Source organism: Roseovarius salis (assembly GCF_044472985.1).
In the GTDB taxonomy this organism is placed as follows: Bacteria; Pseudomonadota; Alphaproteobacteria; order Rhodobacterales; family Rhodobacteraceae; genus Roseovarius; species Roseovarius salis.
The window spans coordinates 1-11,829 of record NZ_JBISDG010000023.1 but is presented as its reverse complement, the minus strand read 5'-3'; the positions used below and the strand labels follow the sequence as shown (position 1 = coordinate 11,829).

Genomic DNA, 11,829 nt, shown 5'->3' with positions numbered 1-11,829 from the left:
GGATGAAACCTCGCGGTCATGTGTCGCCGACCCCAGCCAGGAATGAGGACAGCCAAATGCTCCACGCCTCACCTCGTTCGCCCCTCGCCGAAACCCTCCCGTCCTGGGTGCCCAAGGAGGCCGTAACCTATCTCGCCCACACCGAGACGGGGCTGGCGATCCGTGCGCTCGCACGCGAGGCAGGGGTTCATGCCTCGACCGTCCTGCGGCAGGTGCGTGCGCTCGAGGCGCGGCGCGAGGACATTCTCGTGGACCGGGCGTTGCGCCGTCTGGGCCGGCAGGTGCGCGATGATCGCGATGACGTCGCCGAGGGGCAGGGCGCGGCCCCCACGCCGGAGCGGCTGGAGGCAGAGGCGCGGCGCGTCCTGCGCCGCCTGTGCGAGACCGGCGCGGTACTGGCCGTGGCGGCGGATCTCGACAAGGCCGTCGTCGTGCGCGAGACAGCCAGCGGCGACACGACGCGGCTTGCCGTGGTCGAGCGCGACGTGGCCGAGGCAATGGCGCTCAAGGAGTGGATCCTTTGCGACCGACCTGCGCGGGTGTCGCGCTATCACATCACGCGTGCCGGGCGCGAGGTGTTGAACCGTCTGGTGGCGCAGGCCGAAAACTGCGCGGTGGGTTTTGCCGAGGCGCAGGCCCCGTTTCAGCCCGATCCGTGGCCGCGGGCAGCATGCAGTCAGGCCGCGCGGCCGGCACGGCCGCGGCATCACCGTGCGGAGACGCCTCTGGCATTGCTTGCGCGCCGCCGCGACCGCGCGGGGCACAGGTTCCTGTCCGCCGACCTCGTGCGCGCGGGCGAGCGGCTGCGCGAGGATTACGAGATGGCCAACCTGTCCGGGCGCCGCGGCCAGGGATGGGACCGGTTCCTGACGGAAGCGCAAGAGGCCGCCAGCGGCGGCACGCCGGCATCTCGCGCCGCCTGCGCGCGCGTGACCGGGGCGCTGCGCGACCTGGGGCCGGGGCTGGGCGATGTCGCGTTGCGCTGCTGCTGTTATCTGGAGGGTCTGGAACAGGTCGAGAAGATGCTCGGCTGGTCGGCGCGGTCCGGCAAGATCGTCCTGAGGATCGCGCTACAGCGGCTCAAGCGGCACTATGACAGCCTTGGCGAGGCCGGCGACCTGCTGGGCTGAATTCCTCAGGCCCCCACGATCCAGCCCACGCCGAATGCCACCACCGCGCAAAGCGTGCCGACGAGCACCGTCTCGCCCACGCAGCGCACCAGCCTCTCGCCCGTCGCGTTCCAGCGCAGCAGCCCGAGCGCAACAAGCGCGAGTGCCGTCGCCGAGACCGACAGGGTGAAGGTGCGCGAATCCGGATCGAGCAGGAAATACGGCACCAGCGGCACAGCGCCAAAGACGACGAAGGACAGGAAAGTCGACAGACCGCTCAGCGCCGGGTTCTCCTCGTCGGGGCTGTGCATGCCGAACTCGTAGGTCATCATCAGATCGGCCATCAGGTCGGGATGGCGTGACAGGATCGCGGCGGCGGTATCGGCCTCGCCGGCCGGCAGGCCGCGCTGGCGCAGGATCTCGAAAAGCTCGGTGCGCTCCTGTTCGGGATCGGACGCGATTTCCTCCAGCTCGCTGTCGCGTCGCGCGCGGTACAGGTCGTGCTGCGAGCGGAGCGAGAGGTATTCCCCCAGCCCCATGCTGACCGCGTCTGCGAACAGGTTGGCCAGACCGAAGACGAGCACGGCCACGCCGCCGATCTGGGCGACGCCGTCCGCCTGCGCCCCGGCGAACCCGGCGACGATGGCAAAGGTGGTGACGATCCCGTCATTGCCGCCGTAGACGATCTGTTTGAGGTATTCCTGCGTCCGGCCGAGCCTGTGCGCCTCGCGCCTGTGAGCCTGCCAATCCATCGCGTGCCCGTGAGTTGTTGCTTGCCGCGGTCCTGTCCGGCGGCGCAACCATAACGCCCCGCGCGGCGGGCGCAACGGGGCATCCGCGCCACCCGCAGCGACACGGAACTGGCACTCCCCTCCATACTGTATTATCTGTCGGACGACACGCAATTCCGATCGCGGGGAGAGATTCCGTGAGAGACCTCAGCATCCCAGAGCAACGTCACCCCGAGAAGGCCCGCCGGCCGGACAACGCGCAGCCGAAGAAACCGGACTGGATCCGGGTCAGGGCGCCCGACAGCGAGGGGTACCGCGAAACGCACCGGATCATGCGCGAGAACAAGCTGGTGACGGTCTGCGAGGAGGCCGGTTGCCCCAACGCGGGCGAATGCTGGAGCCGCGGCCACGCCACGATGATGATCATGGGCGAGGTCTGCACCCGCGCCTGCAGCTTCTGCAACATCGCCACGGGCAAGCCGCCCGAGGAGCTCGACCCGTTCGAGCCGGGCCGTGTGGCCGACGCGGTGCAGAAGCTGGGGCTGAACCACGTGGTCGTCACGTCCGTCGACCGCGACGATGTCGAGGATGGTGGCGCCGAGCATTTCGCCCGCACCATACGCGCCATCCGACACCGCAGCCCGGGCACGACGATCGAGATCCTGACGCCGGATTTCCTGAACTGTGATCCCGCGGTGCTGGAAACGGTCGTCGCGGCACGCCCGGACGTGTTCAACCACAACCTCGAAACCGTGCCGGGGCTATACACCGAGGTGCGGCCGGGCGCGCGCTATTTCCATTCGCTGCGGCTGCTGCAGCGTGTCAAGGAGCTGGACCCTGCGATGTTCACCAAGTCGGGGATCATGGTCGGGCTGGGCGAGAGCCGCGCACAGGTTCACCAGGTGATGGATGACATGCGGGCGGCGGACGTGGATTTCCTGACCATCGGCCAGTACCTGCAGCCCACGCCCAAGCACCACGCTGTGGACCGTTTCGTGCATCCCGACGAGTTTGCCGCCTACGAAAAGGTGGCATACGGAAAGGGCTTCTTGATGGTGTCGGCGACACCGCTCACGCGGTCTTCCTATCATGCGGGCGAGGACTTTGCCCGCCTGCGCGCGGCACGGCTCGAACGGCTCGGGGCGTGACGGCCCGCCGCGGGCGCGTGATGTTCCCAAAACGGTGAAACGATGGCAGTGCCGCCCGTGTTACGGGCGGGCGCCGGTACCGGGCGTCAGCGGCCCCAGCTGCGCACCGGCCCGCAATCCATGTGGACGAAGTTGCTGCCGGAATAGCGGCCGACACCGCCGCCCTTGCACGCCATGGCGGCGCGGTACATCTGGTTGACGCTGCGCGATCCAAGGCGCACGTCGGCCGCCTGTCCGCGCAGGTGCCGGGAATTCTTGGCCACCCCGCTGGACCGGCGGCGCAGCATCCGATTGGTTTCGGGGCTGCGGTACCCGGACAGGAGCATGTAGGGTTCCGTCACCTCCAGCAGGTTGTGACTGGCAGCCAGGATGTCGATCGTGCGCGTGTCGATGTCGTGCACGTCGTCGGTACGCCAGTCGCGCATGAAAAGCGTGATTTCGCGCACGGCATCGCGGATATAGTCGCCCTCGATCCAGTAGATGGTGTCGATCGACTCACCGGTCCGGGGCGATGTCATCTTGAGCCGGCGGATGTCGCCTGCCCCCCTCAAAAGGCCGGCGGCATTGGCGAAGGTCGGTGCCGCCGTGATTGTGGTGGCGGCGAAAGCGCCCAGCAGGGCGCGCCGTGTCATGCTCGTCGAGCCGGAGTCCGTCATGATGTCTTTGCCTGTCCCGTCGCTTACCTGATCCCGCTTTCGCGGCGTTGTTGATCACCGTCCCCATGGTGCGTGCCGCATTTATGGCAGATTCAGAATCGGGTCGAAAGGCGAAGATGCAACAATCCGTCGGGTTCAACCTTTTTCGGCAAAAACTTGCGCAAAACCGTCGTGCTGTGCCGTTTTTGCGCGAGTGTTGCCCGCACGATGCACCCGGTGCGCGGTGCGCAATGCGCTGTTCAAGATTTGATTGGACAGCAATGCCGTGACGGCGAAGATGGATTATATTGCAAGAAACGGATTGGGATGACAGGGGAAGCGAAATGATTCTGCGATTTCTTGGGAACAGCGCCATCGGCATGTGCTTGGCGCTGTGCATTGCCGTGCTCGCGGCGACGGGGGCGCCGGCGGCGGAAACGAGGTTCACGGCCTTCAAGCAGGCGGTGGCCGAGGCGGCCGCCGATGACCGGGACATCGCTGCCTTCTATCGCTCCAACGATTTTGGCGCGGTCTGGACCGGCGCGGGCGAGGCCGACCGCGCGCGGCGCAGCGCGCTTCTGTCGGCAATGCAGACGGTGGGGCTGCACGGCCTGCCCGAAGCCCGCTACAACCCCGAGCGGCTGCTGGATGTGCTGGCCTCTGTCGACAGCGCGCGCGACCGCGGCTTTGCCGAGGTGGCCATGACCAAGGCCTTCATCCAGCTTGCCCGCGACATGCAGTCGGGGGCGCTCGACCCCTCAGCCGTTGACGATGACATCAAGCGCGACGGCGTCTACCGGGATGCGACGACCTACCTCGCCGGGTTGACGGAATCCGACCACCCGCGTGCCTATTTCCGCTCGCTCGTGCCGCAAACCCGCGAATACGCGCGGCTGATGAAGGAAAAGATGCGGCTTGAGCGCGTGATGGAAACAGGCGGGTGGGGCCGGACCGTGGCCGCCCGCGCGCTTGAACTGGGCGACCGCGGCGATGGTGTTGTCGCCCTGCGCGACCGGTTGATGCGCATGGGCTATCTCGACCGGACCTCGACCATGGTCTACGACGACAACATCGCCAAGGGCGTGTCGCGCTTCCAGGAGGCGCACGGTCTCGCGGTCGATGGCAAGGCCGGTGCCAATACCATCGAGGAAATCAACCGCCCCGCGGCACACCGCCTGCGGTCGGTCATCGTGGCGATGGAGCGCGAACGCTGGCTCAACAAGGAACGCGGCAGCCGCCACATCCTCGTCAACCTGACCGATTTCAGCGCCCGGATCATCGACAACGACCGCATCACTTTCCAGACGCGCGCAGTGGTGGGCGCCAATTCCAGCGACCGGCGCAGCCCCGAGTTCTCGGACGTGATGGAACACATGGTCATCAACCCGACATGGAACGTGCCGCGCTCGATCGCCGTCAACGAGTACCTGCCGCAGATGCAGGCCAACCCGGGTGCGGCCAGTCACCTGCGGCTTTACGACTGGCAGGGGCGACAGGTCAGCCGGGCGGGCATCAACTTCAACGCCTACAACCGCAATACCTTCCCCTTCGATCTCAAGCAGCCGCCGTCGGACAGCAACGCGCTTGGCCTGGTGAAGTTCATGTTCCCCAACAAGTACAACATCTACCTGCACGACACGCCGGCCAAGCACCTGTTCAGCCGCACGCGGCGGGCCTACAGTCATGGCTGTATCCGGTTGGCCGACCCTTTCGAGTTCGCCTACAAGCTGCTCGCCCGTCAGGAGGAAAACCCGAGGGATGTATTCCACAGGATTCTTGACACCGGCCAGGAAACGCAGGTCGATCTGGAACAGGAGATCCCGGTGCACATCATCTATCGCACCGCGTTCACGGACGCGAAGGGGCGAGCGCATTACCGCGAAGATGTCTACGGCCGCGATGCCCGCATCTGGAACGCGCTTCTCGGGGCCGGGCTGGATGTCCCCGTTCAGGTGGCGAACGCCCGGTGGGAGCCGCGTCAGGCCCGCCCCGCGCCCCAGCCCAGCACACAGCCCCGTCAGCAACAGGCACAAACCGTGCCGCAGCAGAACGTGCAGACGCCGCAATACCGCCAGGTCATCTATGAAAGCCCCGCGGCGACGACCACGCGCTCGCGGTCCAGCACGCGCGGATCCAGCACACGGACACGCCGCATCGATCGCTGAGCATGGCGCACCTGCCCGGCCGGCCACGCGGACGGGCAGGGGTTTCACATGGGGCCATTCGGGGCTAAACGTCTTGCGCCAAGGCAGGAGGTCGAGATGCCCTACACGGTAGACCAGATCGCGCAATCCCTCGGGGTGGAGGCCGTCGGCGCAACGGATCTTGCAATCGATGGCGTCGCAGAGCCCGCGGATGCGGGGCCGCGGCAACTGGCCATCGCGATGAAACCGGAATTCGCCGATGGGCTCGCCCAAGGCGAGGCGCGCGCGGCGATTCTTTGGGACGGGGCGGACTGGCAGGCGCTTGGCCTTGAGGCCGCGATCCTCGCGCCGCGGCCGCGCTACGCGATGTCCGGTCTCACGGCGATGCTCGATCCGGGACAGGAATGGGAGGATGGGATTCATCCCACCGCCGTCATCCACGCCACGGCGCGGCTGGAGGAGGGCGTCAGCGTGGGGCCGCTCAGCGTGATCGGGGCGCACGCCCATATCGGCGCGGGCACGGCCGTGGGGCCGCAATGCAGCGTCGGGGCCGGGGCCAGCATCGGCCGCTCGGGCCTGCTGCGCGAGGGCGTGCGGATAGGGGCCCGGGTGCGGATCGGCACCGGGTTCATTGCCCAGCCCGGCGCAGTTGTCGGCGGTGATGGCTTTTCCTTCGTGACGCCGGAAACCTCGGGCGTGGAGAACGTGCGCAAATCACTCGGCGACAGCGGATCGGCCGCGGCGCAGAGCTGGACGCGCATCCATAGCCTCGGTGCCGTCGAGATCGGGGATGACGTGGAAATCGGCGCCAACACGACGATCGACAGCGGAACGGTCCGCAGCACGCGGGTGGGCAGCGGCACCAAGATCGACAACCTCGTGATGATCGGTCACAACGTGGAAATCGGGTCGGACTGCCTGCTGTGCGGGCTGGTGGGCGTTGCGGGGTCGACCCGGATCGGCAACCATGTCGTGCTGGGCGGCAAGACCGGCGTGAGCGACAATATCTTTATCGGCGACAACGTGATAACCGGCGGCGGGACGATCGTGCTGGCAAATATCCCCTCTGGGCGCGTGATGCTTGGCTATCCGGCAATGAAAATGGAAACCACCATGGAGGTGTTCAAGAGCTTCCGGCGGCTCAAGCGGCTCTTCTCGGATGTGGCCGACCTCAAGAAAACGGTTTCCAACCGACCCGCGAACGACTAAATCGGGCGCGGACGCAGGAAGGGGCCCGGAGCGATGGACATCAAGGATCGTGTCATCAGGATCATTGCCGAGCAGGCGGTGCTGGAACCCTCGGACGTGACCATGGACAGCACGCTGGACGATCTGGGGATCGACAGCCTTGGGCTTGTCGAAAGCATCTTTGCCATCGAGGAGGAATTCGACATCGCCGTGCCGTTCAACGCCAACGAACCGCAGGAGAGCGATTTCGATATATCGTCCGTCGCCTCGATCGTGGCCGGTATCGAGAAGCTCGTGGCAGAGCAGTCGTGAAGCGGGTCGTCATTACCGGGGCCGGGACGATCAACGCGCTCGGCCACTCCGTCCCTGAAACCCTTGAGGCCATGCGCGAGGGGCGGTGCGGTATCGGCGAGCTGGATTTTCGCGACGTGGAGCGTCTTGCCATCCGGATTGGCGGCCAGGTGCGCGGCTACGAGGCCGAGACCCGTTTCAACCGTCAGCAACTGGCGCTTTATGACAGGTTCACGCAGTTCACGCTGGTGGCCGCGCGCGAGGCGATCGGCCAGTCGGGGCTGGAATTCTCCGGCGAGCTGGCCGCGCGCACCGGCGTGGTGTTGGGCAATTCGGGCGGCGGGATGACCACGCTCGACGAGAATTACCGCTCTGTCTACGAGGAGGGCAAGAACCGCGTGCATCCCTTCGTGGTGCCCAAGCTCATGAACAACGCGGCGGCCAGCCACGTGTCGATGGAATTCAACCTCAAGGGGCCGAGTTTTACGGTCTCGACCGCTTGTGCGAGTTCGAACCACGCCATGGCGCAGGCCTTTCAGCTGGTTCATGGCGGCGCGAGCCCGGTGATGATCACCGGCGGATCGGAATCGATGTTGTGTTTCGGCGGCGTCAAGGCTTGGGAGGGGTTGCGCGTCATGTCCAAGGACGCGTGCCGCCCGTTCTCGGCCAACCGGAACGGCATGGTTCAAGGCGAGGGCGCCGGCGTGTTCGTGTTCGAGGAGCTGGAGCACGCCAGGAAACGCGGGGCGCCGATCCTTGCCGAGATTGCCGGGTTCGCCATGACGTCCGATGCCTCCGATATCGTGATGCCCTCGAAACAGGGCGCTGCGCGGGCCATGCGCGGGGCGCTGCAGGACGGGCGGATCGACCTGCAGGACGTGGGCTATATCAACGCGCACGGCACGGGCACCGCCGCCAACGACAAGACCGAGAGCGCCTCCGTTGCCGACGTGTTCGGTGCGCATGCCGACCGGCTGATGATTTCCTCGACCAAGTCGATGCACGGCCACCTGATCGGTGGCACGGGGGCGGTCGAACTCTTGGCGTGCATCATGGCGGTGCGCGACGGGATCGTGGCTCCGACCATCGGCTATGACGAGCCTGATCCGGAATGCGCGCTCGACGTCGTTCCCAACGAGGCGCGCGAGGCCGATGTCAGCGTCGCCCTTTCCAACGCGTTTGCCTTCGGCGGCCTGAACGCGGTGCTTGCCCTGAAGCGGTTCGGCTGAGCCGCGCTCAGACGTCGAGATTATCCGGGGTCATGTCGATGGCCACCTCGTTGATGGTGATTTGCGGCGGTCCGGCGAAATGCGGCGCGAACCGGGACATGACGGCGCGAAACTCCGGCGAGGCCGCCATCTCGCGATAGGATTCCGGCGCGCGCCAGTATGCGATGACGGTGACCCTGTGCGCGTCCCGGTCGAGCAACATCCGCGCGCCCAGCCAGTCCGGCCTGTCCCGAACCAGCGCCGGGTTGGTCTCCTCGAACAGCGCGACGACCTGCTCGGCCGCGCCGGGCAGGATGTCAACGGTGGTCACGACCGCGTACAAGACGCCAGATCCCGGCCGTGCGGGTCAGTTCGGCGCGATCGAGACGTTCTCGTACGCGGCGGTGAACCCGCTGAGCGACGCCTTGATCAGCACACGCTCGCTCGGGGCCTGCGCGGGCACGATCACGAGGTTCGCCTCGCCGCCGGCCTGGAACGCCTCGATCTCGGCCTCGGTAAAGCCGATGCGCGCGAAGCAGCCGACCATGGAACAGAAGGAGAAGTTGTAGGCCTTGGCCTTGCCGTCATCCACCGATATCCGCAGCCCCTCGGTCAGCAGGGTGCCGAGCGGCACCACGATCGTCGCCCCGGCCACAGCGGGAGAGTCCTCGGGCAGCTTGAAAAGGCTGAACTCCGCCACGGGGTTGCCCGCCTCCTCGCGCAGAAGCTGGTACATCTGGCAGGGGTCTTCCTCGGCCTCGCTGCGGAAGCACTGCAGTTGCCAGTCCTCGTAGGTTTCCTTGACGTAAGAGGCGTCTTCCCGGACCTCCTGGCCCATGTCGAGCCCCGGTTCGGGGTCCGCGGCGTCGTCCGTGGCGTCCTGCGCCGCTGCGCCGGTCCCGAGGGCCGCGAGCGCGATCAGCGGAAAGGTCAAAAGCAATCTGGACATGAAATCCCCGTTCTCGTGGTCACTGTCGTTCGCGGGGCGTTTCGCTGGCCGCCGCTGCGCGCGATAAAATCGCACAGTCCGGCAGGTTGCAAGGTGCATTCTGTGGCACGGGCGGCGGCGCGGCACCCCATAAAAAAGGAAAAGAGACCTCGCGGTCTCTTCCCCTGGTTCTCCCTGCCGGACTGGCCGACTTAGTTGTATCGCGAACGCTATGACAGTTCCCGCGACCCGTCAACAGCTGGGGTTGAAATTTTTCATGACGCTGAAAACACGGGAAAAACGTATCCACGGCTCATGTTTCTAGCGCCCCGGACGCGGCGGCGGCAACGCGCCCGTGACGGGGCGACAAAAAAGGCCGCACCCGAAAGCGCGGCCAGTCTGACAGGGAGGAAGTCACCCCGGGCCAAGAGGACATGAGACCCGAGGTCAGCGCGAGCCTCGCGCGGAAAGGTTAATTTTGTATGGTCGGAACGTGAAAATTTCCGGGCGCGGCATGAAGCGTGGTGCCGGGCGTGCCTGTGCCGCGGCCCCGCTGCTCAGCTGTCCAGCTCGCGCATGTCCCCGAGCAGCTCCTCGTAAAACGCCTCTGACCGGCGGATGCGAGAGCGCGACAGCGCCTTGGACTCCACGCGGATCAACGCCTCGACCCCGATCATGAAGGGCAGGGCGAGGGCCGTTTCCATCTCGTCGAGCGCGAATGCCCCTGCGAAGGCGTCGAGACCGGCCCGGTCGACGCCGAAACGCCGCTGTCCCGAGGGGATCAGCCCGCGCCGGCCCATATGGGCGAGAAAGCGGGCCATGTCCTTGTAGACGGGCAGCTTGGCCGATCCGCCCGTGTCGATCCCCGTCAGGCGCGTGCCCTCCACCAGCAGGTTGTTGGGGTGGAAATCGCCGTGACAGATGGCCACGCGCCACGGCCTGCCCGCAAGCGCGGGGGCGATGCGCTCCATTTCGGCAAGCAGCGCGGCCTCGACCGGGCGCAGGTGCTCGTAGGGCTGGCTCGCCGCGGCCTTGCGCGCCCGCGACAGCCATCCCTCCAGCCGCGCCGGGATGCGCTCCTCGGTGGGGGCGGTGTACTTGCGCAGCCAGCCTGCCGCGGGCGCCAGGTATTCCGCCCGCGCCGCATGCGGCGCGCGCCATAGCCGCTGCATGAGCGGCATGCCCTGCACGTGCTCGACCACCACCAGCCCCAGCTCCGGCGCGTGGTCGAGCGGCGCGTTCACGCGCAAGTCCCCATCGCACATGTAGGCGAAGGCGCGCGTCAGCTCTGCCCAATTCCGCGTCGCGTTCTTCTGTGGCTCGTCGATATGAAAGCGAAACACCGCCCGGCGCCCCGCGTACCGCCCCGAAAGGATCGCGCGCTTGCCGGGGACCAGCCTGAGCACGTCCTCCAGCGCGGCGCCGGTCATGGCCGGATCGCCCTTTGCCCGGTCCTTGAATGCCTGCACGATGTCCATCGCGGCAGAGCTGTCGGCGACAGGAGGGCGTGGTTTCGACATGCCGCGAACCATCCTCCACACCCGTTGGGCCGTCAACCGAATTGAACCCGGCCCTGCCCATGTCTATGGTGGCTGCGCAACCGGCCGTGAACAGGAGGCGCCCCATGACCGAAACCCCGGTGTCCGAGATGTCCTTCGAGGAGGCGATGAAGGAACTCGAACAGGTCGTTACGAAGCTGGAACGGGGCGACGTGGCGCTGGAGGAGTCGATCAAGCTCTACGAGCGGGGGGCAGAGCTCAAGAAGCGCTGCGAGGAAAAGCTGAAGCAAGCCGAGGAAAAGGTCGCCGCGATCACGCTGGATGGCGAGGGCAACCCGACCGGCACGAAACCGGCCGAGGGGATGTGAGCGCGCAAATGGAGGCGGCACTGGCCGCGACCCGCGAGCGGGTGCAGGCCCATCTCGATCACGTTCTGGAATCGTTTGGCGATGACGCGGTGGCGGCAGGGATGCGCTATGCCACGCGCGGCGGCAAGCGCGTGCGCGCCGCGCTGGTCATGGAGGGCGCGCGCCTGCATGGCGTGGCGGCGGAGCGCGCCGTGTGGCCCGCCGGCGCGATCGAGGCGATGCATGCCTACAGCCTCGTGCATGACGACCTGCCCAGCATGGATGACGACGAGATGCGCCGGGGCCGGCCGACTGTGCACGTGAAATGGGACGAGGCAACGGCCGTGCTGGTGGGGGACGCGCTTCAGGCGCTGGCCTTCGAGCTCGCGGCACACCCCGAGGGCGCCGAAACCGGCGCGGCGCGGGCCGAACTGGTGCTCAGCCTCGCGCGGGCCGCGGGCGGTCGGGGCATGGTGCTGGGACAGGCCCTCGACATCGCCGCGGAGAATGCGGAGGTTTCGCTCGGGCTGGACGAGATCACGGCGCTGCAGGCGGGCAAGACCGGCGCGCTCATCGAGTGGGCGGCCACCGCGGGGGGGCG

Annotated in this window: 13 protein-coding genes; 8 read left to right on the top strand and 5 right to left on the bottom strand. The window is 66.9% G+C overall.

The features are described 5' to 3' along the window. The first annotated feature begins 56 nt into the window (after positions 1–56). Positions 57–1,130, top strand: coding sequence for a DUF6456 domain-containing protein (locus ACH13J_RS11070; RefSeq protein WP_397543393.1), 1,074 nt, complete (start codon positions 57–59; stop codon positions 1,128–1,130). A 5-nt stretch (positions 1,131–1,135) separates the two neighbouring features. Here ACH13J_RS11070 and ACH13J_RS11065 read toward each other — a convergent pair whose 3' ends face one another. After that, the gene (locus ACH13J_RS11065; protein ID WP_397543392.1) at positions 1,136–1,861 is read right to left on the bottom strand and encodes a VIT1/CCC1 transporter family protein; all 726 of its coding nucleotides are present in this window, start codon (positions 1,859–1,861) and stop codon (positions 1,136–1,138) included. Between the two features lie 176 nt (positions 1,862–2,037). On the opposite strand from ACH13J_RS11065, the gene lipA reads away from it, so the two are divergent. Further along, positions 2,038–2,988 carry a lipoyl synthase gene (gene lipA / locus ACH13J_RS11060; protein ID WP_397543391.1) on the top strand — a complete coding sequence of 317 codons (951 nt, stop codon included), beginning with the start codon at positions 2,038–2,040 and terminating at the stop codon, positions 2,986–2,988. 86 nt (positions 2,989–3,074) lie between these two features. On the opposite strand, the gene ACH13J_RS11055 is transcribed toward lipA, so the two are convergent. Continuing rightward, complete coding sequence (locus ACH13J_RS11055) at positions 3,075–3,644, bottom strand: YcbK family protein (RefSeq protein WP_397543390.1); 570 nt, start codon at positions 3,642–3,644, stop codon at positions 3,075–3,077. A gap of 323 nt (positions 3,645–3,967) precedes the next feature. On the opposite strand from ACH13J_RS11055, the gene ACH13J_RS11050 reads away from it, so the two are divergent. The 4 genes from ACH13J_RS11050 to ACH13J_RS11035 all read left to right on the top strand — a co-directional run bounded on the left by ACH13J_RS11050 (position 3,968) and on the right by ACH13J_RS11035 (position 8,475). Continuing rightward, positions 3,968–5,788: a L,D-transpeptidase scaffold domain-containing protein gene (locus ACH13J_RS11050; RefSeq protein ID WP_397543389.1), complete on the top strand. Its 1,821-nt coding sequence runs from the start codon at positions 3,968–3,970 to the stop codon at positions 5,786–5,788. Between the two features lie 96 nt (positions 5,789–5,884). After that, a complete protein-coding gene (lpxD, locus tag ACH13J_RS11045) occupies positions 5,885–6,976 on the top strand; it encodes a UDP-3-O-(3-hydroxymyristoyl)glucosamine N-acyltransferase (RefSeq protein ID WP_397543388.1) in 1,092 nt (363 codons plus the stop codon). A 33-nt stretch (positions 6,977–7,009) separates the two neighbouring features. Continuing rightward, complete coding sequence (locus tag ACH13J_RS11040; protein WP_397543387.1) at positions 7,010–7,267, top strand: phosphopantetheine-binding protein; 258 nt, start codon at positions 7,010–7,012, stop codon at positions 7,265–7,267. Continuing rightward, complete coding sequence (locus ACH13J_RS11035; RefSeq protein WP_397543386.1) at positions 7,264–8,475, top strand: beta-ketoacyl-ACP synthase II; 1,212 nt, start codon at positions 7,264–7,266, stop codon at positions 8,473–8,475. The genes ACH13J_RS11040 and ACH13J_RS11035 overlap by 4 nt, the downstream gene beginning before the upstream one ends. Before the next feature lie 7 nt (positions 8,476–8,482). Here ACH13J_RS11035 and ACH13J_RS11030 read toward each other — a convergent pair whose 3' ends face one another. From ACH13J_RS11030 to ACH13J_RS11020, 3 genes are all read right to left on the bottom strand, one after another. Continuing rightward, the gene (locus ACH13J_RS11030; protein WP_397543385.1) at positions 8,483–8,785 is read right to left on the bottom strand and encodes an antibiotic biosynthesis monooxygenase; all 303 of its coding nucleotides are present in this window, start codon (positions 8,783–8,785) and stop codon (positions 8,483–8,485) included. Positions 8,786–8,821: 36 nt separating this feature from the next. Further along, the gene (locus ACH13J_RS11025; RefSeq protein ID WP_397543384.1) at positions 8,822–9,403 is read right to left on the bottom strand and encodes an invasion associated locus B family protein; all 582 of its coding nucleotides are present in this window, start codon (positions 9,401–9,403) and stop codon (positions 8,822–8,824) included. 536 nt (positions 9,404–9,939) lie between these two features. After that, positions 9,940–10,902, bottom strand: a complete 963-nt coding sequence (locus tag ACH13J_RS11020; RefSeq protein ID WP_397543383.1) for a phosphotransferase — start codon at positions 10,900–10,902, stop codon at positions 9,940–9,942. Between the two features lie 104 nt (positions 10,903–11,006). Between ACH13J_RS11020 and ACH13J_RS11015 the strand changes: the two genes are divergently transcribed. Both ACH13J_RS11015 and ACH13J_RS11010 read left to right on the top strand, forming a co-directional pair. Next, positions 11,007–11,249, top strand: coding sequence for an exodeoxyribonuclease VII small subunit (locus ACH13J_RS11015; RefSeq protein WP_397543382.1), 243 nt, complete (start codon positions 11,007–11,009; stop codon positions 11,247–11,249). Positions 11,250–11,257: 8 nt separating this feature from the next. Continuing rightward, positions 11,258–11,829 (top strand): polyprenyl synthetase family protein (locus tag ACH13J_RS11010; protein WP_397543446.1); only part of this gene is annotated, 572 nt, incomplete at its 3' end.